Origin of the sequence: Alteromonas mediterranea DE, from assembly GCF_000020585.3 — a bacterium.
Taxonomy (GTDB): Bacteria; Pseudomonadota; Gammaproteobacteria; order Enterobacterales; family Alteromonadaceae; genus Alteromonas; species Alteromonas mediterranea.
This window is the reverse complement of record NC_011138.3, coordinates 2,201,274-2,226,928: the sequence shown is the minus strand read 5'-3', so window position 1 is coordinate 2,226,928 and position 25,655 is coordinate 2,201,274. Positions and strand designations below refer to the sequence as shown.

Genomic DNA, 25,655 nt, shown 5'->3' with positions numbered 1-25,655 from the left:
AGAAAATAATGCTGAGATAATTAAAAAGCCAACCAAAAGGCGTACCTGTTACTTAAGCGGTATTTAGCAAAACTGCTGCCGTACGTACGCCTTTATCATCCCCTAGCATTCACCCATCGACTAACCACTGCGATAAGCCTTTCAATACGTTTTGCATTAAGGGATAATGCGCTCGACTGTTCATTTATAAAGGCTATACCTTCTTGCTAGTTTCTGATTTACCTGTACACCACAAAATTATTTCAAAGCTCGAATCTAAAAATATTTCGACGCTAACGGAAATTCAAGAGCGCACTATGCTTCCTGCTATTCAAGGAAAGGATATTATTGCGTCTTCTAAAACGGGTTCAGGTAAAACCTTCGCCTTTCTAGTGCCCGCCATCAACAGGCTAATGGCACAAAAAGCATTAAGCCGACAAGACCCTCGCGCCTTGATTTTAGCGCCCACGCGGGAACTTGCGAAACAAGTCTTCATAGAAGCTAAGTCAATGTGCACTGGGTTGAACTTAACGTGTTCACTGATTGTGGGCGGCGAAAACTACAACGACCAGGTTAAAGCGCTTCGCCGTAACCCTCATATTATTGTAGGCACAGCTGGCCGTGTTGCCGACCATCTCTTAGACAAAAGCGTATATCTAAACGGTTTAGAGCTGCTTATTTTTGATGAAGCCGACCGAATGTTAGATTTAGGCTTCTCTGCTCAGCTTAAGATGATCAACGACTATGCTGATCACAGAAAGCGCCAAACCATGCTGTTTTCTGCCACGCTCGACAATATTGAGCTTAAGCATATGACAACACAGCTGACCAAAGGGGCGGTACGCGTAGCGGTAGGAGACTCAACTGCAGAGCATGGCGATATCGAGCAGAAGTGTTTCTTTGCAGACAATGTTGATAACAAAGATCAGATTTTACAGTTTGAGTTGGCTAATCGTACTTACAACCAAGCTATTGTTTTTACTGCGACCCGTGAAGACACAGACAGAATTGCAGCATTGCTTAACGAACAAAACTTAGAAGCCATAGCGCTACGTGGTGACATGTTACAAAGCCAACGTGCAGCGGTTATGAGCGCGTTTGCTCGTGGACAGCACAGTATTTTAGTTACCACCGACCTCGCCTCGCGCGGTCTAGATCTGTCAAAAGTTGGCCTGGTAGTTAACTTCGACCTACCCAAAAACGCCGATGAGTATATTCACCGTATTGGTCGTACCGGACGCGCGGGGCAAAAAGGCGAAGCTTTCTCACTAATAGGCCCTCGTGATTGGAATAGCTTCGAAGGGCTTAAAAATCACCTTCAATATGCTTTAGAGTGTTCCCCGCACGACGAATTTTCTGCTTCGTTTAAAGGTTTCAAGCCTAAGAAAAAAGTGTCGAAAGGCGCAACTGCCCAAAATGGCAAAAAGCGCGTAGCGAAACCTGTTAAAGCAAACGTTAAAAAGCGTGTTGATACCATGTCTGGTGAAGATATCGGTATGGTCCCAGTGAAACGCAAACCACGCAAAACGCTCTCGGATGACGACGAGTAAGACCAACAACTATTGGGCTCTTTCCCTTCTAGTTTACCGGTTTAATTAGATAAGGCATCTTCGCGGTGGTTCGATTTTCAGGCTTTTATTCAAACTAAATCGACTATACTCACCGACTAATGGCAGACATAAAAAAACGAGTGCTTAAAAAGTCACTCGTTTTTTTGCTTCGGTGTAATCACTCGTCAATAACGATTACACGGGCATACGGTATTAAAAGATGGTTAAAACAAGCTAGCGCTTAGTATTCCCACCACCCTTCTTGCCACCACTCCAAAAACTCTTCAAAGTCGATGTAACCATCGTCGTTACTATCGATAAGCTTAAAGCCTTCTTGTACGTGGCTAGCTTTTGTTTTTGGTGAAATTACGGTTAGAAGCTCGATGAACTCCGGCAAATCGATTTGGCCATTGCCATCACGATCGAAAAAGCTAAAGTCCTTCCTAATTTCTTCAATTTTAGATTCTGAAAGTTGAGTGCTCACTCGCATTCCTTATATCAACTGCAATAAACACGAGTGTAACGCCCTTCTTTCTGGCTGTCTATGCCTGATTTTCGTTTGCTTTGAGTGCGCGTAAACGTTGAGCTTCTGCTTTTTCTTTACGCTTTTGTTCCATGGTTAAACGCGCTCCAGTACCCACGTGTTCCTGTTGGCGCTCTTTGGCTAATTGAACCTGTTTTTCGCGCTCTCTAAAGCGTGCAATTTGATCATCAGTGTGGGTGCCGAAGCAATGCGGGCAGCTAACACCCGGCTCGTATTTATCACTTTGCTTGTCTTCTGCGGTAATTGGTAGTCGACATGCGTAGCACTGCTCGTAATGGCTCTTTTCCAAATCATGGTTTACTGCCACACGATTATCAAAAACAAAGCAATCACCTTCCCACATAGACTCTTCTTTAGGCACATCGTCTAAGTATTGCAAAATACCACCTTCAAGATGATATACCTCTTCAAACCCTTGCTCTTTCAAATAAGCGGTAGATTTTTCACAGCGGATACCACCGGTGCAAAACATCGCGACCTTTTTGTTTTTAGACGGGTCGAGTTCTTTAGACACGTACTCAGGGAATTCGCGGAAAGTCTCTGTTTTAGGGTCGATGGCGTTTTTGAACGTACCAATTTCAATTTCGTAGCCGTTTCGCGTGTCGATAACCGTTACCTCTGGATCGCTAATTAGCGCATTCCAATCTTTTGGCTTAACGTAAGTGCCTACGGTTTCGCGTGGGTCTATGCCCTCTACACCCATGGTCACAATTTCTTTTTTAAGCTTTACTTTCGTGCGATAGAAAGGCTGCTCGTCGTGGAGCGATTCTTTAAAAGAGATGGGGTTAATGCGCGCGTCGCTGTTTAAGTAGGCCAACAGCGCGTCTATGCCTTCTCGGGTACCGGATACCGTGCCGTTTATACCTTCGCTGGCTAGAAGAAGTGTCCCTTTAATACCGTTAGCTTCCATAGCTTCTAGAAGGGGCTGGCGAATTTCTTTATAGTTTTCAAGCGCAACAAACTTATACATTGCGCATACAATATATTTAGACATATTTTAACCTTTGCTGATTGGAGCGTAAGACCAGTGCAAAAATGCGGCGCGCAATATAACAAAACTTCAGGGTAAAAACTAGGCCTGCTGTATTTGGCGCATTGAGTAGCCCTGTTTTACAATTCGCTTCAGTACGTTGATAGGCAGTAAACTAACCAGTGCTCGGCTAAGCGATGTTTTCAAATGGTGAGGTGTGAACAGCATCTGCATTACTTCCGGGGTTTTGTGTCTCTTTCACGGCAAGCATATCGTAAAGCAGCGTGTTGTCTTCCTTCATCGTATTGTTATATTGCTTTTTAATACGTTTCTGCGCTGCCAAACTGCAGTTATCTATCACATCGTCAGGCAGCCGTTTCGCATCATCGGTTTGTGCTAAGGGTGCCGGATTCATATTTAAATATAGTCGCGCCGTGGAAAAGTCTTCAGCAACCAAAGCCGACATTACGTCCATGTTTTTCCATTCACTTTCGTTTGCAGCAAGACTTGAACGACGGTAGTGACTCAGGGAAGTAAGCTCAGTATCAATGCCCGCTTTTTGAGATAATTCGCTATCTGCCGCCTCTATCTCAAAGGGCGCTGCTGTACTATGTTGCTGCATGGCAAGATAGAGTGAAAATAGCGCCCCTTGCGTTGATGCACGCGCAAGCACACCGCTGCGCTCCCAATAAATACTGGGGTCAATATGCGTTTGCTCATTTTGGGATGTAGCGTCTACAGACATGCATTCTGATTACTTGATTTGTATACTTATGTTGTCGGCAAGATAATGTTTTTCTTAAGCTTATTTTTTAAAGTTAGATATACTTCAATAAAGCCATAGCGCCCCTATTCATGGATTCGAAATGCAATTTAGCAATAAACAAGTACTGATTGTTGAAGATCAACGCCCCTTTCTTTTGCTACTCAAAGGGCTTATGCATTCTATGGGGGCCAGTGACGTGGTAACAAAGTCATCGGCGGAACAAGCCGTTTCCCTATGCAAAAAACATAAGTTCGATGTCATTATCTGTGATTTGCATTTAGGAGCAGATAATAAAAGTGGGTATGAGTTAATCGAAGAGCTTCGTACCAGAAGGCTTATTAACCCTACTTCTATTTTTATCCTTATAAGCGCTGATAGCGCCCGACCTATCGTGCTAGGCTCTATTGAACGCCGACCTGATGACTTTCTTGTTAAGCCCTTCTCTCAGGTTCAGTTAAAATCCAGGATTATTCGCGCTTGGCAAAAACGACAGTTTTTGCAACAGGCGTACAGCCTCATTGAGCAAGGTGAATGTAACAGTGCAATCGACCATATCGAGTCTTTGCTCGATTCACCCTCACATTACAAAGGGCACTGCGAGCAACTTTTGGTTGAACTCTATTGGCGTATAGGTCAGCCAGAGAAAGCCCTTGACGTATTGAGCGACTACATTGACGGCAAACCTGTGCTTTGGGCACAGATCGCAATTGCAAAAACTTACCTTCAACTAAACGAATTCGACAAAGCAATAACGACGGCGAAACGAACGTTAAAACGAAACCGGTTTAATGCGGATGCCTATGACATACTTGCCCAAGCACAGCAGAAATTAGACGACGGCGAAAAAGCACTAGACGCCATTAAAGAAGCTATCAAGCTTTCGCCTTATTCTCTACCGAGACACTTTAAAGCGTGCGAAATTGGCAGGTTAAACGATGACTTAGTGCTCGCGGCTAATTCAAGTTTAGCTATATGGGATTTGTCTAAGCGGTCGGTTCATAAAACGAGCCTGCACTGGTGCGGTATTATTCGCAGTCTATTAGATGTAGCTGAGTGCGCTGAAGATAAAAAACAGCGCAATAAATACCAACAAGAAGCCCTACTTACACTTCAACGCGGAAAGTTTGACGAACACCTTCAAAAAATGGACCGGGACTTTGATGTAGATATCTTCGGTACGATTGTTAATGCCAGAATTAGCGCCATTGACGGCAAATTAATTGACGCGAAGCGGCATTTATCAACGTCACAAACCATGCTGGATGAAAAATACACCGAGGTTCCCACTGCTTTTATTCCAGACAGTATCAACGTGATGTACAAACTCGGTGAATTTGATGATGCGTTGCAGCTAACTTCATTTCTCGAGTCACGTCACGACGAGCTCGATCAAAACAGTGCAAATATGTTAGAAACGCAAGCCCACAATGCACGGAAAAGTCTTGCTAGCTATCAGCAATTTAATCGAGAAGGCATTCAACACTATCAGCAAAAAGATTACGAACGTGCAAAAGCGTCCTTTGCCTTAGCACAAGGTTTTGCACCGGTTAATACGGGTGTAGCGCTTAATTTACTTCAGTGTCTACTGCAGATAGTGATAAAAGAAGATAAAGCAGAAATGAAGCTTACCAATGAATGTAAGCGTTTGTTTAAGTTAATAGACGATATGTCGCTTAAAGCGCCGTATAACGAAAAGTATACTAATCTACGTGACGAACTTTCTAAGTACATCGGTTTTTGATTCCCCCCCTTTAACCGTTATATGGCTCATCTTTGCTCCAATAAAATATTCGAAACAGTCAGCGAAACCGGGCTATTTTAATTAAGCGCTTTTTACTCGTATCAAACCTTACACGCTCTAACTTCTCAATACGAAAATGTAGCTGAATTTCGTATATTGAGTGCACAAATCTTCCAACGCTCATTTGTACTGTATATATATACATGATATAACGAGCAGAAATCACATGGCTACACAAACTAAATATACAGGTCCTTTTAAGCATCCCGCTTAAAATTGACCGATGTTAAGTAAATGCTTAGAGAAAGTAGTAATCTGCTATGCACGACAAACTGATACAAAAACTCGAAATTCTTTCAGATGCAGCCAAGTATGACGCTTCCTGTGCAAGCGGTTCGGCGGGTAAACGAAAGGCAGGCAAAACCGAAAAAACGGGGATAGGTTCGCTTACCGGCGGTTCGGGTATATGTCACAGCTTCACGCCTGATGGTCGGTGTGTTTCTTTACTAAAAATCTTGATGACTAATTACTGTATCTACGATTGTCACTACTGCATAAATAGAGTGTCTAGCAATGTTCGACGCGCACGATTCACCGTTAGAGAAACCGTAGACCTGACGCTGAATTTTTACAAGCGCAACTACATTGAAGGTTTGTTTCTTAGTTCAGGCATTGTAGGCTCACCCGATCTTACAATGGAAAGTATGGTACGTATTGCCAAATCTTTGCGCCTTGACCACGGTTTTAAAGGGTATATACACCTCAAAACCATTCCAAATGCCTCACCTGAGTTACAAGAAGAAGCTGGTTTATACGCAGATAGGTTAAGTATTAATGTCGAGATGCCGACTCAACCCTCTTTAAATAAATACGCGCCAGAAAAAGATCTCGGTGCTATCCATGGCTCAATGAACACGCTAAAAGACAAAATTGCAGAGCACAAGGCAGATAAAACCTATACCGGTAAACGCCTGCCACGCTTTGCACCTGGTGGGCAGTCTACACAGATGATCATAGGCGCAGATGACTCTAATGATAAAGTTATTTTAGGGACCAGCATTAAACTTTATAACCAACAAAAACTTCGCCGAGTTTATTATTCGGCGTTCTCGCCAATACCCGATGCATCTGAAGTGTTGCCGCTAAAGCCTGCGCCGTTAATTCGCGAGCACCGCCTTTATCAAGCTGATTGGCTGTTGCGTTTTTATGGGTTTACCCTTGATGAAATTGTTCACGATGACATGCTTGATATGGATTATGACCCTAAACTTGCGTGGGCATTACGCAATCGCCATGTCTTTCCGATTGATTTAAATAAGGCGGACAAATTGCTGTTGTTACGAGTACCGGGGCTTGGCGCTCGAACGGTGCAAAAAATTCTGGCGATTAGACGGCACACAAAGCTAAACTGGATAGATCTGACTAAAATGCGTTTACCACTTAAAAAGCTAAAACCTTTTATTAGCGTAGGCGACTATGCCCCTGATATTCACTTACTCGATAGTAATAATTTTGAACTTCAGTTCAAGCAGCCGAAGCAGTTTGAACTATTTAGCGCTTAAATGAAGTTGCTGTGAGATGGAAACAATTACAATTAACTCAGTACCGGGGTTTGATGAGTGGCGCATGGCTGCAAGAGCGTGTTTAGCACAATCTATCCCCCCTGAAAATATCATTTGGCAAAGTGCACAATCAGTACAGGACGACCTATTCGGCCACAGCCAACCCTCTATTACGGTCACAACGCCACAAAAAAGGCATGCTATTCCTAAATCTGTCTTAATGCTTTTCAAATATGCATTGTGTCATAGCGATGCTCACCGCTTCGCATTGTGTTATAGGGTGTTATGGCGCGTTACGTTTGAAAACAAAAACCTAGTTCGGTTAAAAACTGATGACGATATATTGCAGCTTATGGCACTAGCTAAAGCGGTAAAGCGAGACGCGTATAAAATGAGCGCGTTTTTAAGATTTAGAGAGGTTAACCTCGGTGGCAATGAACACTTTATCGCTTGGTACGAGCCTGAACATTTTAGCCTAGAGTTAAAGCTCGACTTCTTTCAAACCCGTTTTAAGAATATGCGATGGTCTATACTCACGCCTTATCGGGCGGCTCACTGGGATACAGAAACACTTATTTTAGAAGACAACCCTGATTCGAGTGTGCTTCCAGATAACGATCATATTGAAAAATACTGGCTTACTTATTACGCTAACATCTTCAATCCGGCACGCATCAAAAAAGACGCCATGCTAAGTTCAATGCCCAAAAAATATTGGAAGAACATGCCTGAAACGTCACTGATTGACGATATGATAAAACAGTCAGACACTAGAGCTCGCAAAATGATCACTGATGGGAATAAGCGCAAATAAAACGCCCGTTAACTGTGTGCCACTGCCCTTTAAATTTTTAAGACTCTTCGGCATAAGTAAGCGTAAACCAGACCTCTTTATAAATGAGTATTAGAGGACTGCTTTAGGCAAACAACGGACATTCAATTTTGTGATTTTCTACTTCTGATATTGGTCAAAATGAAAATGCTAAAGCTAAAAGATAACGAGGGGGATCTGTACGATTGAAAATAGTTTCATTACCTTTCAATTTTTGCACTTCATCTTTATGCTAGTTGCATCATTATTACGGTTGAGATGTAGCGAATTTGAGTAAGGAGTTAGATTCAGGCGAATGAAAACTTTTGAAGAAGCAGCAATGCCCATCAGATCAAGAATCTGCAAATTCAATACTATTTCTTTATTTGGTGAGTTGATTTCATACTTACAACAAACACCTAATATGAAAAAAGCAGGTGAAATCTCAGCTCCTTGGGTTGTTCTATTAGCTATCGACTGGGTCTTAGAACTTCATCCTAAATCAGGTAAACAGACCGCTTCACAGAAAGATGTACAATATATCCTGAATGGAATTTGGCGCACGCAACATATTGCAGTAGGGGTTGATACATCACCGCTTTCCGTGCAAATAAGGGCTTTGCTAGCACCTCAAGTCATATTCCAGAACAATAGTCGAGACTTAACCTACTCCTTTTTGAGAATCAAAAAAATAATAGATTGACGCCGCCAACAGCACTATATATGTGCATGAGAATTAATCACGCAAGTGATTAATTCTCTTCTTAACTTATTAAATATTAAGGTCTTTTTATGTCGACTGAGACTTCGCCAAACGTAATGCGATCGTATTCATTCTCTCCCTAAGCCAGATATTGCGGATGCCGCTAGCGTGTATGATCACGTTTCTTTCAGCCTCAAGCAGCCGAGACACTTTCGCCTGTCCAAGGTGTGGATTAGCTAGTGAGAACTCGATGACGATTTCCTCGATAGCTTTGTCTGTGCGATTTTTGTGATGAAGAGCGGGTGTTTCCTGACGTTTTAACGCTTCAGTTCCGCCCTTTTTAATCAACTTACGATGGCGGTAAATGGTCTCGCGGGAAACCCCACTAAGACGAGAGGCTTCAGCTACATTTCCAAGCCTATCAGCCAAAGCTAATACCTCAAGCTTCGTCTGGATATCATTGTCCTCCATCGATATCTTAACAGGCTCAGTGACTTCCGTTACCTGTAGCTTTCGTCCGGCGAAGTAGGCATCAAACTGCTTATCTTTACCTGCACGGATTTCAATTTTTTGTTTTGCGATAGAGTGCTTCAATGGAGACTCGATGAAGTAGAATTTGTTTCTGTAACTAAACGTATGGTCGTTACGGATTTTCCGGTAGACCTTTGTTGTACAGATATCGTCAAGGTTAGTATGACGCGATACAGGCGTATATTCAGTGTCCGGCGTTCTTGCTTTTACAACCAGATTTTTACGCCAGAACTGCGGAATAAAAACGTGTTGTAAGTAGCTGTTTGCTCCTGTCATGTCAGTAATATTGCTGAGCCGCAGTTCCGGTATCAGTCTATCCTGTAGGGTATCGAAGGCACGTTCAATACGCCCTTTACCTTGAGGAGAGCTGGCGAAGATGATTTCAATGCCCAACTCTTCGCAGGCCCGCTGCATCTGGGAGAAGTTGCAGCGTTTAGGACCACCAAATATTCCGGCACGATCAACGTATAGGGTTTTAAATACACCGTATTTCTCAACGACTGAGCGCATGACTTTCATACAGCCTTCAGTCGTTTCTGACGGAAAGAACTCAGCATGAATATCGCTATTGGCATCATCAATCATGGCGATTAAACATGACTTCTTATCGCCGAACCAACGATGTGTGCTGCCGTCCATTTGTAGCATTAATCCGGGCGCATCCATTCGCTCTCTGCGTTTGTGAACACGGCTACGCCTGCGCTTAGCCCGTTTTACATGATGGATATCATGTGCCCATTTACGCAGTGTCTCGCGCTTAACAACAATGTGTTCGTGAGTCTCAAGCATCTTGGCGAGGTGCAACAAGTTCAGGTCATAATATTTCTCGCGGATTAGCGACTGAACTTGCTGCTTAAGGCTGTCAGGCGTTTTATTAACTGGCTCGCTGCCTGTGTTTCCGTGAACGATAAACTGTAACCCTTGGCTTCGGTAACGCTGTAAATAACGTTCAACAGTACGTCTGGATTTATTGAGGAGCTTAGTGGCATTGGCTATCGTAATTTTACGTTCAGCCACTTTTGCAATGACATCAACTGTCAATTGAGCTTTGGAATTCAACACAATCATCCTTAGCGTTCCTCAAATGCACAAAAAAACATTTAAAGAACACGGTTAAAGATAACCGTCAATTTCCCTTGGTAATTAGCGACTACGACAGAATCGCGTGGTAATTAAAGTACGACAAAATCGCTTGGTGTTAACACGCATCAATTGAATCAGTCTCGACTTGATCTGTCAGATTCGAATAATAGGACTTAAACAAATCTGACAGTCGCATATGTTCCATTAGCAGTCGTTCGAATATTTGTAATTAAACGGCGGAAAAGTACGTAAAGCGGACGTCTAATATCCTCTCCATGAGTAAATGTTAGGTGGTATTTCAGGCAAAACGAGTGTTAGTATGGTGTCTTGGTAGGCAGCTTTTAGTTAGCCCTAAATCTACATGGATGTAATATGAAAATTTTGGTTTTATTTTTCGCTGTTTTCATTGCAACTAGTAGTAATGCTGTAGTGAAACGGCACGATATACCCTCCCGAAATTATGTCTTAGAAAAAGTACCCGAATACTTAATTGATCTACCTCATGAGGGTCATGGGGTATTGATAAAACCTCAATGGGTTGTGACAGTCGCTCATACCATTTTTTATAATTACATAGGTAAAAAATTACGGGTTGGCGATAAAGTCTTTGAAATAGAAGAGGTTCACATACACCCACTTTATATTGAACCAGGTGAGGTTCTCTTTAAAGGTGATGCAGCTCCCTTAATGAAGTTTTTAGAATCTAGAAGTGATATTGCTTTAATAAAGCTATCTTCCCCTGTTACAACGAGTGAACCAATTGATATCTACCCAAACATTGATCAAGCGGGTAAAGAGATCACAGTATTTGGTCGTGGAGCAACAGGTAACGGAGAAATTGGTGAAAACCTCGAAACTAAATCATTGCGAGAATTAAACCATTTTAGAAACATTATTGAATCTTCAAAAGGAAACTGGCTCTCATACAAATTTAATAAGCCGCCTGATGCATTGCCTCTTGAAGGAATGCACGCTGCTGGTGATAGTGGCGGAGCTTCAGTAATAATTGAAAACGGTAAGGCTTATTTGGTTGGTTTATCGAGTTGGCAAGTTTGGCGTGGAGATATTGCTAATTTTAAAGGCGGTTTATATGGTACTACCGCTTATCAAGTTAGGGTGTCAAATTACCGAGGCTGGATTGAAAGTGTATTGGGCAACTCGTGAGCCAGCCCACAAAATACTAATCGTTCAGTTTCTATTTCTTTTTGCCTATTTTGATCAAGCATTCATATTCCCATAGGTAAAGCGTGAACAGCGGCTCTTTGTCTCAATATAAAGCTAGCACTTAGGGACTGAAACGAGCGTAAACCGGCTTCTTACAACGGAGGTATGCAAATGGAAAAACTTAATAAAGTTATATTCAGCAAAGAGAGTAAAACTGGTGTTGCCATTCAAATTTTTGGCGTAGTTTGTTTTTTCGCTGCAATTCCTCTTCTTCACACATCAACTAAATCAAACTCGCCTGCTCTATACTTATTTTTTGCGGGCTTTTTTTCGTTCTCAATTCTTCTATGGGTGATTGGTTCTTATCAGAGACGGAAATTTTCTAAACTGGGTAAAACTCCGTTAACACTAAACCCGTCAGTCTGCACGATTGGCGAGGAATTTAAAGGCTCTATTGAAATTACAAAGCCAGATTTTAATAGTGTAAAAGAAATTTCAATTACTCTTTGGCAAAGAAGAAAGATAGCTGACGATGAATACCGAAACGATATAGGTTTGGGAGTCGAGTGCGACTCCGAACATTAATCATGTAGACGGTAAAACAATCTTAGATTTTAGTTTGTAATCCCGCATGATAAGGAGCCACAAACCCAATGGTTCTTTTCAAAAAATAAATATTTTTGGGAGGCTAGTTTCGAGTTTGTTGAATCAATGCAAAGTATAAAAAGAACTTGGGAAATCCCTGTAAAAAGGTAACTCGCAAGTCAATAGGACTAACACTGTGGGCTCAACTCGTGGCTGGCTAATGTAGACCATAACCTTAGTCCTATTTCTCAAGCTTCGAACGTCCGTTCATTGTCTTTAGCGGACTTGCGAAAAAGTTATATCCAATGTCCGCTTCACGCTCACAGGGGCTGCACAAGCAGCCCCGTACAGCCTAGATTTCAATAGACTCCGATATTTCCAAAACGTCATCAACTTCGATGCCTAAGTAACAAACTGTGCTCTCTAATTTCTTGTATCCAAGCAAGAGTTGAACTACTCGAAGGTTTTTAGTCATCTTGTAAATTAAATAGGGTTTGGTCCTGCGCAGTCAATGGGTACTGTACAGCGAGGTATTCAGTCCAAGTTTGTCAATCCATCCGTGGAAAATGCGATTATATTGTCTAGTTGATATGTGCTCAGCACCGTGTATACGAGATTTAAAAAGGTAGTCGGACGCTTTTAGTTCTGCTTTCTTCACCCAAGCCAAAATCGATTCGCCAGTGTTTTGTGTTGGTGTTATCTCAAATTGGACGGGGCTATCTGTTTTTTGCTGAACAACATTTGTACGCCTCAGCGCAGAACGTCCGCAAACGACGTCTGAAACTTTTAGTTTAACGAGGTCACAACCCCGTAGCTTGCTATCTAGACCAAGATTGAACAGTGCAAGATCACGCGTCCGACCTTCAATTTCTAATCGAATTCGGATGCCCCATATATGCGATATCTGAAGAGGTTTCTTCTGCCCAATTATGCGATCTTTATTCCAAGGTGTATGAATTCGAATTGCCATAAGCTGTCTCCTGCTCAGTAGGAACCAAAAGTATGACAGTCAGTTTAAATAGCATAATAATAAAATGAGCAAAAACTTCGGAATTGTGCCATTAGCGGACACTCAATCTTGACACCAAGTGATCAAAAACCAATCGAATACGTTGTGGTACTGGACCACGTTGAGGGCGATAAATATATAAATCCCAAGGCACCGGCTCGACCTCTTCTAACACTCTCACAAGTTTCTCTTGGCGTAATAAGTCTTGGACCAAAAAGTCAGGAATTTGAGCAAAACCTAGTCCATTTTGTATAGCCATTAATTCAGCTTCGGTGTCGGCACTTCGAAAACGTGTTATGGATGGCGTCCACTGTCTGTCCATGGAAAAAACCCACGGCCAAAGCTTTCCCGTATTGCGATCTACTAACCCTGTAACCGGCAAGTGGTTTAGTTCTTCAATAGACGCAGGCCTTCCCACTCTATTTATTAAGTCAGGCGAAGCCACGACATACATATTAATTTTGGTGAGCTGGCGGGCAATAAATCGACTATCTCTCATGAAGCCGATACGAATCCCAATATCTATTTTTTCGTCAACTACATCCACGCGCTCGTCACTGAGTGTCAGGTCTATATCCAGTTGAGGATGTATTGTTGAAAGTTCCAGTAATACTGGCATTAAGCACTTATGACCAAAGCCAACAGGCGCTGCGATACGAACCCGCCCTTGTAATTCATTACCCGAGTTAGGGGCGCTTGTTTGAAACAATTCATCTACAGCGCGCAGGCGTTCTTTTGCTATCAAAGCAAATTTTTCTCCAACTAGGGTCACTTGTATGTGTCGAGTATTTCGATGAAATAAAAGCTCCCCTTGCAATCGCTCTAACTCCTTCACTGCTCGCGTCACTGCCTGAGGAGAAATTCCCAGACGGTTAGCCGCTTCTTTAAAGCTGCGAGACTCAGCAGCAGTACAAAATATCCGGAGCATTTCCAATCTGTTAAGCATCACGGTCATATTCAGGTTTGAAATGAATACATAAATATTATTCCAAAATATGGAATTGTGAAATTAAAACATTTCCATTTATTGGTTTTTGAAGGTAAGAGATACTTTGCTTGTTATTTAGACAACGTCATTCAACTTATTTGAGGATATTAAATATGAGCAGTGTTTTAGCAAATAACATCAGCGGTAAGGTCGTTGTTATCACTGGTGGTAGCAGCGGTTTAGGCGAGACCACGGCAAGACATTTAGCCAGCCTTGGCGCATCTGTTGTTTTAGGTGCCCGACGCATCGACAAGCTTGAAGCTATTGCTGCTGACATACGCGCAGCGGGCGGAGAAGTTGCGGTTCAAGCGACAGATGTGACTAGCCAGGACGAAGTGAAGGCCCTTGTAAATCTTGCACAAGAGCGCTTCGGTAAAGTTGATGTGGTTATCAACAATGCAGGGTTAATGGCGATTGCACCGTTAGCTGAGACTCGAGTTGACGAATGGGATCGCATGATTGACATCAACGTTAAAGGTCTGCTGTATGGAGTAGCCGCAGCGCTTCCGATCTTTCAGGAACAGGGATCCGGCCACTTTATCAATATTTCGTCCGTAGCGGGTATCAAAGTATTCAGTCCCGGCGGCACGGTTTATAGCGGAACCAAATTCGCTGTTCGCGCTATTGCCGAAGGCTTGCGCCATGAAGTTGGGGGTAAAATTCGTTCAACAATCATTTCACCAGGTGCAGTCGAATCTGAATTAAAACATGGAAGTTCAGATACTCAGGGTGCAGCCTTTGTAAAAGATTTTTATCAGCAAAATGAAATTCCATCTGAATCTGTAGCTCGTGCTATCGCATACGCAATTGAGCAGCCTGCGGATGTGGATATTAACGAGATTGTTCTGCGCCCAACAGTTCAAGAATTTTAATTCGTTTAATAAAAGATCTATTAACCAGCGGGTGATTTAACCACCCGCTGAATATTCAGTATGTGAGGTTATTGATGACAGCGTTAAACAGACAAATGCGTGCTTTGGTATTAGATAGCTATGAAGAGGGTACAGTATTCCGAGATGCCCTGATTAACTTACCCTCTCCATCAGCAGGTCAGGTGCAAGTAAAAATATTTGCAAGTGGAGTCAATCCTATTGATTACAAGATCCGCCAAGGTATCGCTCCTTACGCCATGCCGGAATTGCCCGCAGTACTTGGCACCGATTTAGCTGGAGAAATTGTTGCTGTCGGCGATGGCGTCACCGACTTTGCAATAGGCGATGCCGTTTATGGTCTGACTGGCGGAGTGCGAGGATTGCAAGGCTCATTGGCTGAATATGCCAACGTAGATGCTGAGTTACTTGCTTTCAAACCGAAAAATTTGTCCATGCGTGAAGCTGCGGCTTTACCTCTGGTTGCACTTACCGCTTGGGAAGGTTTGGTTGACAAGGCGAATGTTAAAGCGGGCCAGAAAATCCTTATCCAAGGTGGAGCTGGCGGAGTTGGGCATTTAGCCGTGCAAATTGCTAAAGCTTTAGGTGCCGACGTTTATGCCACTGCATCGACTGGAAAACAACAACTGCTCAAGGCCCTTGGTGCCACGCCAATTGATTATCACATTGCAAGCCCTGCTGACTACATGGACGCATACACCCAAGGCAAAGGATTCGATATCATTTACGACACTGTCGGTGGCTCTGCACTCGATGCCTCATTAGGTATCATTGCACATTACGGCCATATTTTAAGCTGTGCTGCATTCAGCTCACATAACCTCGCACCGTCGTCAATACGTTCTGCAACATTGTCAGGAATTTTTGTGTTACACCCACAGCTCAGCGGAGAGGGACGCAAACATCATGGTGACATTTTGCGGCAAATTACGGCTCTTGTTGAAGCTGGACAAATTAAGCCACTACTCGATCCGTTACGCTTTTCCCTAGACACGGCAATGGATGCACATAATGCCGTAGAGTTGGGGTCCATGGGTAAAGTCGTTATTGATGTAATTGCTTAAAAAGTCATTGTTGAGGATGCATATGAGCCCAAGAAAACTAATTCGAACTGTTCGTTTCCATGAATTAGGTGGCCCCGAGGTATTAACTATTGACTCGCTGGCGAGTCCAAGTTTGCAGGCCACTGATGTACGTATTGCGGTCAAAGTTGTTGGGCTCAATCGTGCTGATGCCATGTTTAGGCGAGGCAGCTATATAGAAAAGGCTGACTTCCCTTCGCGAATCGGCTATGAAGCATCCGGGATAGTCATTGAAGTCGGGGAAGAGGTAAATCATTTACGCCTTGGGGACGAGGTTTGTATTGTCCCTCAGATGGGGCTTTCTCAGAACGGCTGCTACGCAGAAGAGATTGTCGTACCAAGTGAATATGTGGCACTCAAACCAGCAGGGCTAACCTTTGCTGAAGGCGCAGCAGCTTGGATGCAGTACCTGACAGCTTATGGCGCTTTGGTCGAAATTGCTAACGTGCAAAAAGGCGATGCAGTACTGATAACCGCCGCATCGAGCAGTGTTGGATTGGCTGCGATTCAAATTGTGAATTCCCGGGGGGGTATCCCTATCGCTACAACTCTAACAGGAGCTAAAAAGGCTGCTGTGCTCAAGGCTGGCGCGGCCCATGTGATTGCAACCCAAGAAGAACCGCTGCTGGATAGCTTGAGAAGTATCTTGGGAGAAAACAATTTAAAAATCGCATTTGATGCTGTCGGTGGGCCGCAGATAGCTGAAATTGCTGAAGCAATGAGCCCTGAAGGAACAATAATAGTACACGGAGCATTAAGTCCCGAAATAACTCCTTTTCCCTTAAAAATAGCACTTCGTAAAAGTCTGATTGTTAGGGGGTATGTGTTTACTGAAGTTATAAAAGACATCGAGCGTTTTCGCAGAGCAAAGCAATTTATCCTCTCGGGTTTATCCGAAGGAACACTCAAGCCTGTCATTGATCGAAGCTTTAAATTTGAAGAGATAGTAGCAGCGCATCACTATCTGGAGTCCAATCAGCAGATTGGTAAAATAGTGGTCGAACTTGATTAACAGTTCGTAGCTTCCGCTAGTATCTCAACTCAGTCAGTGCCTGATAATAATTAGCGTGGGCTTTGTTGCGGAAATCGAATGAACTAAATCAGAATCTTACGATCAGATCAGGGACATTCATTCACTGACTTTGACTACATGCCGAAGTCTCGCTACAAAACCACAAACTGGCGCAAGTACAATATTTCAGGCGTGACAGATGCGGAAGTACTCCCAAATTTACTCAAACAAACACGCCGATCCATCAAGGAAATTTCGGGAGATGGCGCTTACGATACAAGGGAGTGCCACAGGGCGATTAGGGTTAAGAAAGCAATACCTCTAATCCCTCCACGTGAAGGAGTCGCCTTCTGGGAAAAAGGTCATCCACGTAATCTGGCGGTTGGTTGCCAAAAGCTCTATGGTTCGAACAAAAAGTGGAAACGAAAATATGGTTACCACAGTCGTTCATTGTCGGAGACCGCTAAGTATCGCGCAAAACAACTACTAGGCGCTTCATTCACTCTTCGAAATTACAATGCACAAGTTGGGGAGACATACGCCATAATCAAAGCACTCAACAAGCTAACAGAGATAGGTATGCCCGAAACTCAGTAAATCGTTTAAAATGCAAACAATTTTGCTAGTATTCGCTCTCAAGTTCAGGGCAAGATCATACTCTAACTTGCGTTAACTAGCGCATCTGTGATCAAATCTAGCTTTTTAGGCTAGCACAGATGTCATTTATTACCCATTTTGAGTCACTTGAAGATAAACGCTCTCATATCAATAAGAAGCATGACCTACTTGATGTGATTTTTCTCACCGTGGTGGCCATTCTTTCTGGTGCTGAAGGATGGAAAGACATTAAGCAATTTGGGGACAGCAAACTGGATTGGTTGCGTAAGTTCAGGGCCTTTAAAGAGGGTGTACCCGTCGACGATACTATTGCCCGTATTATCAGCTCGCTAGAGCCCAACGCCTTGCTAACGAGCTTCATTAGCTGGGTGAATGAAATCCGTGAAGACCAAGGGCAGCCCGTGATTGCGTTTGATGGTAAAACGCTTCGCCATTCATTCGATGGTGATAGGAAAACCGCCCTTCACAGCGTGTCGGCCTACGCGGTGGAACAAGGTTTAGTCCTCGCACAATGTAAATCGAAGGGTAAGAAAAATGAAGTGTCGACGGTACTGGAATTGATTGAATTACTGGAGTTAAAAGGCAGTATTGTCACTGCCGATGCCATGCATTGCCTGAAGAAGGTCGCTAAAGCCATTAATGCAAAAGGAGGCGACTATGTTCTGCAAGTCAAGAATAACCAAGGTAAACTTGCAACGGAAATAGCGGCTTACTTCCACAAGACACGGCGTGATACCCCACAAGATATCAAAACAAACAGTTTAACCTTAACCAATGATGGTCATGGACGCATCGAGGAGCGTACCTACGTTCAGCTACCCATTACGCCTTGGTTGACGCAAAGCCAAGGCTGGACGAATATTAAGCCGGTCATTGAAGTCACCCGAAAACGCTACCTTAAAGATAAGGAAACGAGTGAGACCGCTTATTACATCAGTTCCTTGGAGGTTAACTTACCTCAAATTGCAAAAGCCATTCGCAGCCATTGGTCGATAGAAAATGCATCACATTGGGTACTGGATATGACGTATCGAGAGGACGACTCCCGCATCAGACGCGGCGATGCGCCCGAAAATATGGCAACCTTCCGCCGCTTTGCAATGAATTTAGCACGCTTGAGTCCTATTAAAGACAGTATGAAAGGTAAGCTAAAGCAGGCGGCGTGGTCTGATGAAGTCAGAGAAAAACTCTTGTTTGCTTAAATTTCATTCAAGTATGATTTTGCCCTGCTCTCAAGTTGAATTCCGCAACAAAGCCGGTTGATTGCACGTGTTAGGGAGATGCATGCCCATTATTACGCTACAGTGGCTGATTTTGGTCGGGAATTTGCATTTTCAGTGGCGAGTAACATGGCGGAATTTATTGGAAGGCTAGATAACCCAAGCAATGAGATTTGGACGATCAAACGGGACGATAAAATCCATCTGTTGCCATTGATGGTTCATTGTGGACGACTCTTTAAGAGGTTTCGGACTAGGTAAACAGCTTCTCAATTCTGCATTAGCTTTTGCCGATGCTCAGGGTTTCGTCCAAATCAACTCATGGACTTTCTCAGGGTTTAATGCAGCTCGATATCTTTACGAAAGTCAGGGCTTTGCACTGGTGGAAGAGAAACTAGGCTTACAACGGGGTATAGAAGTCTTGGAGCAACGCTTCACCAGGTGCCTATAAACGTGAATAAATATTTAAGGAGTCTCAATGACAGCTACAAAAGAAGAAGTTATCGCTTTCATGAAATCGGAGTTTCCACAAAGCAAATGCGTTGTGGAAGCAGTGAGCAACGGTAGAGCGACTGTATCTCATCATGTAGGTCAGGATGAATTACGTCCTGGCGGAACGGTTTCGGGGCCTGTTTTAATGAGTCTGGCTGATGTGGCACTTTATGTGGCGATACTTGGTAAAATTGGCATCGTGCCATTGGCAGTAACAACTAGCCTTAACATCAACTTCTTACGTAAGCCATCGGCAAATGAGCGAATCATTGCGGAATGTTCTCTGATAAAAGTCGGCCGTACTCTCGTGGTTGGGGAGGTTTCTCTGTACTCTGAGGGGGTGAGTGATTTAGTAGCACATGTTGTGGGTACATACTCTATACCGCCCTATACATCGAAACGAAGTGAGAATATTAAAACAATTAACTCTCTGAAAGCTTGACTCCGTTTAAAAGAAAATAGGCAGTTATTTGAGGGGAAGATTAGTGGTTACCAATTGCAATCTAATATAAACGCCTACTTCAGGCCTGCAGCGGAGGCATTGAAGCAATTCGAGGCTAACAAACAAAGTCAGTCGGACAGCTAACGCTGTCGCTGCTTTGGGCGTAGAACGTTCGTCCCTTGTCTACAACGGACAAGCGCGTCAGTAACTTCCAATGTCCGCTTTACGCTCATAGCTGACCTCTGTCCCTAAAAGTGCAAACTTCAGCAATACGTACTAAGCCGCCGCCCACCTGAAGAAATCAATGTTATGCACGAAATAAACAGTAGTTCCTTCACTCCCCCTTCACTATTAACAATAAATACTTTACGCAGTTTCTATGATACTTAATCCATTGCAAGGTCGACTTTAACGTACCTTTACCGAAAACAAGGTTAGCCTTTAAAGTCCTCAACGGTTTCGATCAATTCATCTATATTTTCAATTAGCGCTTCGCGCTGCTTGCGGCTAAGGGTGGAAAACACTTCTGATATTAATGTGGCGGTCACCGTCATATTGTGCGCACTGCTTTGTTTGTATATGTCACTCTTATAGCTGTCGGGGTTTTGCATAAGTTCGATTAAGTCTGTTTCAAAATTGTTGTTGAAACTTCGAGTAACAAATAACTTTCTTGCCGCGTTTTGGATGTCTCTGCGATATTTAAGCCACTCTTCCCCCGTAGGGATAAACTGCGTAGCATAAGTACTTACAATTTGTTTTTGTTCATGACTAAGTTTGCCAATGCGTTCACTAATCGCTTCTTCAATACGCTCGATACGGTCCTCTAAGCGCGCTTCTTTTGTTTTTTCAAGCGCCTCTTTACGCTCTTCTTCTTCCTCTTTGTTATCTTTTTCTAACGCGGCAAAAAGCGAAACAACTTGCTCGTCATCTAAGGTCTTAGCGAGAATTGCCAGTTCCGGGCTTATTTCATCACGAACCCGTTCCCAGTGTGACCTCGCTTTAACTAAGTGGCTGTACACTGTGTTAGAGTCTAACGTGCCTTCATTTATTTCGGCTTTAATTTCACTTAGGTGTGCTTTATACCGCCTAAGCTCTGTTGTTTTATGCCAACGCAACCAGTTCTGAAGGTGGTCATCAAACTTTTCTTCTTGTCCCTCTTTGAGTTCGATGTAGTCGTCTAAATACCAATACACCCACCAATCAAGGTTGTTGTAGGCCAGTTTTGAACTACAGGCAGAGAGAAAGACAACGAATACCAGTATAAACAACGTGCGCATAATCAATCCTTTTTTGTTGTTTACGTTACTTGCAGTCAAACCGCTTACTGCAATTAAAAAAATAGAGAAATAAAATGGAACACCGTTGTAAAACTTTTTTAATCATTTGGGTGTTCAATGCTTCATTACAAACGTCCACTTTACGTAGCGTACCCTTTACTTTACCTTAACCGTATTGCCTGTAAAAAGAAGGACTTTAATGTGTCAAAACGTGTCGCAATTTTAACATCTGGTGGCGACGCACCAGGTATGAATGCATGTATTCGGGCCACTATCATTGCCTGTCAAAAAGCCGGTTATACACTGTTGGGCTATAAGCATGGGTACAATGGGCTACTGCAGCAAGAATATATTTCATTGTCCTTAGACTCTACGCATAACCTTATTCAGCAAGGCGGTACAATTTTACATAGCGCAAGGTGCAAAGAGTTTATGCACGAAGAGGGGCTGTTAAAAGCAGCTCATAATTTAAAGAAAGCGCGCATAGATTCATTAATTGTTATCGGCGGCGACGGCTCGTTTAAAGGGGCTGCTAAATTAAGCGAGCATTGGGATGGGCAAATTATAGGTATCCCTGGCACTATCGATAACGACATTGCGGGAACAGACGCAACTATCGGTTATTTCACGGCTATTGATACGGCCATGAGCTCTATCGATAAAGTACGCGATACTGCCGACGCTTTTGAACGTATCTTTTTAGTTGAGGTAATGGGGCGCAATGCTGGCTTCTTAGCCCTTAATGCTGCCCTCTCCTCTGCTGCAGACTATGTTATTGTTCCAGAATTTTTCTCTTCAGCTGAATCTGAAATAGAAAAACTCGTGTCACAAATCAACGCTCAGCGAACGCTGAAAGGCCCTGTTAGTTTTATTGTTGTGGTTGCAGAGAACGTATGGCCCAACGGACTAGCGGGCTTAACTGATGCCCTTCAACAACGAAATCTACAAGATGTAAGGCCGGTTACTTTAGGTCACGTTCAGCGCGGTGGTTCCCCGGTAGCGCAAGACCGACTTTTAGCGACTACGCTCGGAGAAGCGGCCATTCGATTGGTGGGAAAAGACATAAGTAATGTTATGGTTGGTGAGGTTAATCAGCGTCCAGTTACCGTGCCATTGTCTGAAACGTGGAAAAATACTAAACCGCTTAACGAGGCCCGTGTCGGCGCCATGCGAACGCTTATGAACGAGCGTTATAACCAAGCAGATAACTAGCGTGCATTAAAAAGCCCTGTGGCGAGTTGCGGTTTAAGCAAACGACTCAGGGCTTTTCGTTTTTGTAACGCCCGTTACATTTTCATTGCCGCTTTTACTTTGTCGCGGTGACTGCGGCTTACTTTAAGTTCAGTATCGTTTTGCAGTATCAAGTGATACTCGCCGCTTATGTGGCTAACTAGCTTTTTGACAAAGCGGATATTAGCAATAGCCGAACGGTGAACACGCACGAAGAACTGCGGGTTTAGTTCTTGCTCTAATTCTTTCATTGTCTTACGCATAATATGCATACCATCTAGGGCATGTACACACATATAATCGCCCGCGGCGTCTATCCATTGAATATCCTGAACATTAACACGGGTCACTTCCGAGCCATCTTTAATGGCCAGTACATCTGGGTATGGATTAGTTTCCACTGGTTCACCGTTAGCAAGCTTGCGCAAGATTTCTTCGCAGTCGTCACCGGTTAATTCAGCAACAAGGCTAACAAGCTTTTGCGATTGCTCATCTTGATGTTGAGTAGAGAAGTATTCTCTAACCTTGTTAAGCGCCGCGCCAAGACGTTCGTCGTCTGCCGGCTTTAGTAGATAGTCTAAAGCATGAACATCGAATGCCTTAATCGCATAGCTATCGTACGCAGTTACAAATACTATCATTGGGATGGGTTGCTTTAGTTCACGCAGTTTGTGAATTACCTGAAACCCGTTTAAGCCCGGCATTTGGATATCTAGAAACACTAAATCGGGGCGATGCTGAGAGATACTACTCACCGCTTCAAGGCCATTTTGACACTCGGCAAGAACCTGTACATCATCATGACGTTCTAACCTGGCACGAAGCCCTTTGCGTGCTAAAGGTTCGTCGTCCACTACAATGGTTTTAATCACTTGCTTTGTCATGTTATACGTCCTTAACTTCGTAAGGAATACGAATTCTCACTCGTACACCTGACGGCTGATTGTGTTCTATAGAAAATGCAAAATTACGATGGTAGAGCGACTGCAGGCGTTCTTTAATATTGGCTAACCCTACACCGTTTTCCCGGCTGAGCGTACCGTCTTTGATATCAGCGCCTGGGCCGTTGTCGGCAACATCCATTAATAAATCATTGCCAAATGTACGAGCAGTAATTGAAATGCGGCCACCGTTTTCCATTTTTGATATGGCGTGTTTTATCGAATTTTCAATAATGGGCTGCAATATCATGCTAGGTACAAGGGCACTTTCACACTGCTCATCAATGTCCCACAGCACCTCTAGACGGTCATCAAATCTTACTTTTTCTATCTCTAGATAAAGGCGAAGCGCTTTAATTTCCTGCCCTAGCGGCACGCGCTTTATGGGGTCATTGTCTAAGGAATAGCGCAGAAAGTCACTTAGCCTAGACACCATGGCTTCAGCTGTGTCGTTTTCCTTAAGCAAAACTAACGTTGAAATTGCATTAAGGGTATTAAACAGAAAATGTGGGTTGAGCTGATAACGCAGCATCTTTATATGTGCCTGATGAGCCATGGTGCTGGCTTTTAGCGCATTCTGTTTTTCTTTTTGCAGCATCTGGAAATTTTTAATACCAAAATATACGCCGCTCCAGCAACCTACCATGATGAGTGAGTTAATGGTGTTGGTAAAGTACATGTACCATTCATCTGGGCGGTAGCCGTGCTTGTAGATTTCCCAGTAGTTAATGTTTTTCACCACGGCCCAAAGCAGAGCTATCAAGTAGCATGACACAATCACAATAATGATCATGTTGAGCGGAGATTGTTTTCTTGCCCACCGGTAGATGTAGCGAAGAGGAATGGTTAATAACCACCCTGCATAGGCATTGAGCATGATGATAAAAACCCAAATTGGGCGCACATCATGTAGGAAAGAACCAATGTAATAAATTATCGCGAACCCTGCCCAGCCAGCGCTGTGGAGCGTCCAAAATAAACGTTCATTACTTTCTATTACACGCTGAAAGCGACTCACAATATTACCAATTTAAAAACTTATACAACGATTATACGCAAGCCTTGTTGCGACCCAAGCGGCTTGGTCGTGCCCCTTATGCTTCTGGTCGCAGGACAACATATTGAAAACAGCGTTGTTTTAACAGCGCGTTAATTTGTTACACGCATCTAGTAACTTATGTTCATACGTTTTAGCCAGTGAACCCACCACCACGCCGGACCAACAAGCAGAAAACGTAAATCTTCAAAAAACGAAGGTTTCTTTCCTTCTATGTGGTGCCCAATAAACTGGAGTACCCACATGACGACAAAAAGCACAAGCGAAAACAGCCACACAGAAACGTTGAAGTGAGCTAAGGCATTAACTGCCCCAAAGCATAAAATGGTGAGTAACGTCATTGCGGCCCCAATAGGGCCAGATAACATAAAATAGTAATACAACACAGGAACAGCAATAATATGCGCCCACGTGATGTCAAACTGCGCAATAAATTCGGGTACTGGCAAACTCCACAGTAACGCCAGTGAAACAAAATAGATACTTGGTACCGCTATCGCATGAATGATGACATTTGTTCTATTTTGATGACTTTCGCCGTATTGCATTAAGAGTCGTTCAATGCTTCTCATATTATTCCCCTTAGCTCGTTATTTTGATTATTATCTAAAGAGCACCCGGCACGCCTTAAAAACAGTTTATTGTTACGTTAATAGCGTGTGTCGGGACAGCAGCGTTTTTATCAATTTTTCATCGCAGGTAAAGGCAAGACCATAGTAGACCACGTCACTTTCTAACCTGTGATTTTTTACCTTTGCGGTAAGCGCAACTTCTTTACCGTCTATTGAATAGTTTAGCTTAACATCTGCTTCATCGAGCATAACGGGCCAGTTAGGTTTAACCTGTAGTGCGACCTTGCAGCCTTTTTCACTCAAATCAATAATGATACCGGTGACTGTTTCATCATCGGGGTAAACCTCGGCATCAAGAGAAACTGAAACGCCAAGCTGCGCTCGCTTGACAGCGCGAAGCCCTATGCTTTCAATGCGTTTAGGAAAAGACGTTATAAGCAACCCGGAGGGCTTTGAGAGCAGCTTGAGTACTTTTACTTTAAATGCAATAACCTGGCCCGTATCACCTTCAAGTACAGAACGTACGACAATATCGTTACCTACGGTCAGCGCATCGCGCACGGTGATCCACTTCGCGGTCGTGGGAATATGGAACAGCATGCATTCATCAATTAGCATGCCTGTGTAATCAGTTTTTACACGCTTGGGCGCTGCAGGCATAGCAATTTGTAAATCTACCGTATCGCCGGGTACCAGAGTACGAAGCGACGCCAAGCCTTCTGCACTGAGTAAATTACTTTGTATTTTTTCAGCCATTTGTATTTGTTATTGCTGGAAATATTGTTGATTGCCTCAATGTACGCATCAATTTAACTTTGATCAACTTTATGCTTCTA

The 25,655-nt window shown here is 43.3% G+C and carries 25 protein-coding genes and 1 pseudogene; 15 read left to right on the top strand and 11 right to left on the bottom strand.

The window, feature by feature from the left end; all coding sequences use genetic code 11:
* Positions 1 to 203: 203 nt before the first annotated feature.
* Positions 204 to 1,529, top strand: coding sequence for a DEAD/DEAH box helicase (locus MADE_RS09920; RefSeq protein WP_012518429.1), 1,326 nt, complete (start codon positions 204 to 206; stop codon positions 1,527 to 1,529).
* Between the two features lie 241 nt (positions 1,530 to 1,770).
* Here the strand turns inward: MADE_RS09920 and MADE_RS09915 are convergent, their stop codons facing one another.
* The 3 genes from MADE_RS09915 to MADE_RS09905 form a co-directional block, all read right to left on the bottom strand.
* The gene (locus tag MADE_RS09915; protein WP_039220280.1) at positions 1,771 to 2,019 is read right to left on the bottom strand and encodes an EF-hand domain-containing protein; all 249 of its coding nucleotides are present in this window, start codon (positions 2,017 to 2,019) and stop codon (positions 1,771 to 1,773) included.
* Positions 2,020 to 2,071: 52 nt separating this feature from the next.
* Entirely contained in the window at positions 2,072 to 3,067 is a 996-nt protein-coding gene (gene trhO / locus MADE_RS09910; RefSeq protein WP_012518427.1) for an oxygen-dependent tRNA uridine(34) hydroxylase TrhO, read from the bottom strand.
* A gap of 166 nt (positions 3,068 to 3,233) precedes the next feature.
* Positions 3,234 to 3,788: a VC2046/SO_2500 family protein gene (locus tag MADE_RS09905; protein WP_012518426.1), complete on the bottom strand. Its 555-nt coding sequence runs from the start codon at positions 3,786 to 3,788 to the stop codon at positions 3,234 to 3,236.
* Between the two features lie 121 nt (positions 3,789 to 3,909).
* Between MADE_RS09905 and MADE_RS09900 the strand changes: the two genes are divergently transcribed.
* The 4 genes from MADE_RS09900 (at position 3,910) to MADE_RS09885 (ending at position 8,626) form a co-directional block, all read left to right on the top strand.
* Positions 3,910 to 5,550, top strand: coding sequence for a tetratricopeptide repeat-containing response regulator (locus tag MADE_RS09900; protein ID WP_012518425.1), 1,641 nt, complete (start codon positions 3,910 to 3,912; stop codon positions 5,548 to 5,550).
* A gap of 320 nt (positions 5,551 to 5,870) precedes the next feature.
* Entirely contained in the window at positions 5,871 to 7,112 is a 1,242-nt protein-coding gene (locus MADE_RS09895; RefSeq protein WP_012518424.1) for a putative DNA modification/repair radical SAM protein, read from the top strand.
* Positions 7,113 to 7,128: 16 nt separating this feature from the next.
* Positions 7,129 to 7,926 (top strand): TIGR03915 family putative DNA repair protein, encoded by a 798-nt coding sequence (locus MADE_RS09890; protein ID WP_012518423.1) that lies wholly within the window; start codon positions 7,129 to 7,131, stop codon positions 7,924 to 7,926.
* Positions 7,927 to 8,239: 313 nt separating this feature from the next.
* Positions 8,240 to 8,626 (top strand): hypothetical protein, encoded by a 387-nt coding sequence (locus tag MADE_RS09885; protein ID WP_012518422.1) that lies wholly within the window; start codon positions 8,240 to 8,242, stop codon positions 8,624 to 8,626.
* Positions 8,627 to 8,713: 87 nt separating this feature from the next.
* Here the strand turns inward: MADE_RS09885 and MADE_RS09880 are convergent, their stop codons facing one another.
* Positions 8,714 to 10,225, bottom strand: coding sequence for an ISNCY family transposase (locus MADE_RS09880; protein WP_012518421.1), 1,512 nt, complete (start codon positions 10,223 to 10,225; stop codon positions 8,714 to 8,716).
* Between the two features lie 387 nt (positions 10,226 to 10,612).
* Here MADE_RS09880 and MADE_RS09875 point away from each other — a divergent pair, with 387 nt between their 5' ends.
* Both MADE_RS09875 and MADE_RS09870 read left to right on the top strand, forming a co-directional pair.
* A complete protein-coding gene (locus tag MADE_RS09875; protein WP_023559708.1) occupies positions 10,613 to 11,404 on the top strand; it encodes a S1 family peptidase in 792 nt (263 codons plus the stop codon).
* A gap of 171 nt (positions 11,405 to 11,575) precedes the next feature.
* Positions 11,576 to 11,989, top strand: coding sequence for a hypothetical protein (locus tag MADE_RS09870; protein WP_012518419.1), 414 nt, complete (start codon positions 11,576 to 11,578; stop codon positions 11,987 to 11,989).
* Positions 11,990 to 12,497: 508 nt separating this feature from the next.
* Here the strand turns inward: MADE_RS09870 and MADE_RS09865 are convergent.
* On the bottom strand, positions 12,498 to 12,959 hold the full coding sequence (locus MADE_RS09865) for a site-specific integrase (protein WP_012518418.1): 462 nt from the start codon (positions 12,957 to 12,959) through the stop codon (positions 12,498 to 12,500).
* A gap of 91 nt (positions 12,960 to 13,050) precedes the next feature.
* Positions 13,051 to 13,944: a LysR family transcriptional regulator gene (locus MADE_RS09860; RefSeq protein ID WP_041912891.1), complete on the bottom strand. Its 894-nt coding sequence runs from the start codon at positions 13,942 to 13,944 to the stop codon at positions 13,051 to 13,053.
* Between the two features lie 155 nt (positions 13,945 to 14,099).
* On the opposite strand from MADE_RS09860, the gene MADE_RS09855 reads away from it, so the two are divergent.
* The 7 genes and pseudogenes from MADE_RS09855 to MADE_RS09825 all read left to right on the top strand — a co-directional run bounded on the left by MADE_RS09855 (position 14,100) and on the right by MADE_RS09825 (position 19,742).
* Entirely contained in the window at positions 14,100 to 14,858 is a 759-nt protein-coding gene (locus MADE_RS09855) for an SDR family oxidoreductase (protein ID WP_012518416.1), read from the top strand.
* 74 nt (positions 14,859 to 14,932) lie between these two features.
* Positions 14,933 to 15,940: a zinc-dependent alcohol dehydrogenase family protein gene (locus MADE_RS09850; protein WP_012518415.1), complete on the top strand. Its 1,008-nt coding sequence runs from the start codon at positions 14,933 to 14,935 to the stop codon at positions 15,938 to 15,940.
* Between the two features lie 22 nt (positions 15,941 to 15,962).
* Positions 15,963 to 16,970, top strand: coding sequence for a zinc-dependent alcohol dehydrogenase family protein (locus tag MADE_RS09845; RefSeq protein ID WP_012518414.1), 1,008 nt, complete (start codon positions 15,963 to 15,965; stop codon positions 16,968 to 16,970).
* 180 nt (positions 16,971 to 17,150) lie between these two features.
* Positions 17,151 to 17,567, top strand: a pseudogene (locus MADE_RS09840) (transposase); the annotation flags it as partial.
* A 119-nt stretch (positions 17,568 to 17,686) separates the two neighbouring features.
* Positions 17,687 to 18,790 (top strand): ISAs1-like element ISAma3 family transposase, encoded by a 1,104-nt coding sequence (locus MADE_RS09835; RefSeq protein WP_012518412.1) that lies wholly within the window; start codon positions 17,687 to 17,689, stop codon positions 18,788 to 18,790.
* A 244-nt stretch (positions 18,791 to 19,034) separates the two neighbouring features.
* Positions 19,035 to 19,259, top strand: a complete 225-nt coding sequence (locus tag MADE_RS20780) for a GNAT family N-acetyltransferase (protein WP_012518411.1) — start codon at positions 19,035 to 19,037, stop codon at positions 19,257 to 19,259.
* A 27-nt stretch (positions 19,260 to 19,286) separates the two neighbouring features.
* Positions 19,287 to 19,742 carry a PaaI family thioesterase gene (locus tag MADE_RS09825; protein WP_012518410.1) on the top strand — a complete coding sequence of 152 codons (456 nt, stop codon included), beginning with the start codon at positions 19,287 to 19,289 and terminating at the stop codon, positions 19,740 to 19,742.
* Positions 19,743 to 20,176: 434 nt separating this feature from the next.
* Here the strand turns inward: MADE_RS09825 and MADE_RS09820 are convergent, their stop codons facing one another.
* Positions 20,177 to 21,019 (bottom strand): DUF6279 family lipoprotein, encoded by an 843-nt coding sequence (locus MADE_RS09820; RefSeq protein ID WP_012518409.1) that lies wholly within the window; start codon positions 21,017 to 21,019, stop codon positions 20,177 to 20,179.
* Positions 21,020 to 21,220: 201 nt separating this feature from the next.
* Here MADE_RS09820 and MADE_RS09815 point away from each other — a divergent pair, with 201 nt between their 5' ends.
* The gene (locus MADE_RS09815; RefSeq protein ID WP_041703295.1) at positions 21,221 to 22,231 is read left to right on the top strand and encodes an ATP-dependent 6-phosphofructokinase; all 1,011 of its coding nucleotides are present in this window, start codon (positions 21,221 to 21,223) and stop codon (positions 22,229 to 22,231) included.
* 74 nt (positions 22,232 to 22,305) lie between these two features.
* Here the strand turns inward: MADE_RS09815 and MADE_RS09810 are convergent, their stop codons facing one another.
* From MADE_RS09810 to MADE_RS09795, 4 genes are all read right to left on the bottom strand, one after another.
* Entirely contained in the window at positions 22,306 to 23,133 is an 828-nt protein-coding gene (locus MADE_RS09810; protein WP_012518407.1) for a LytR/AlgR family response regulator transcription factor, read from the bottom strand.
* Between the two features lies 1 nt (position 23,134).
* Positions 23,135 to 24,208, bottom strand: a complete 1,074-nt coding sequence (locus MADE_RS09805) for a sensor histidine kinase (RefSeq protein ID WP_012518406.1) — start codon at positions 24,206 to 24,208, stop codon at positions 23,135 to 23,137.
* Between the two features lie 149 nt (positions 24,209 to 24,357).
* Positions 24,358 to 24,819, bottom strand: coding sequence for an Mpo1 family 2-hydroxy fatty acid dioxygenase (locus MADE_RS09800; protein WP_012518405.1), 462 nt, complete (start codon positions 24,817 to 24,819; stop codon positions 24,358 to 24,360).
* 72 nt (positions 24,820 to 24,891) lie between these two features.
* Positions 24,892 to 25,575 carry a PilZ domain-containing protein gene (locus MADE_RS09795; RefSeq protein ID WP_012518404.1) on the bottom strand — a complete coding sequence of 228 codons (684 nt, stop codon included), beginning with the start codon at positions 25,573 to 25,575 and terminating at the stop codon, positions 24,892 to 24,894.
* Positions 25,576 to 25,655: the final 80 nt, after the last annotated feature.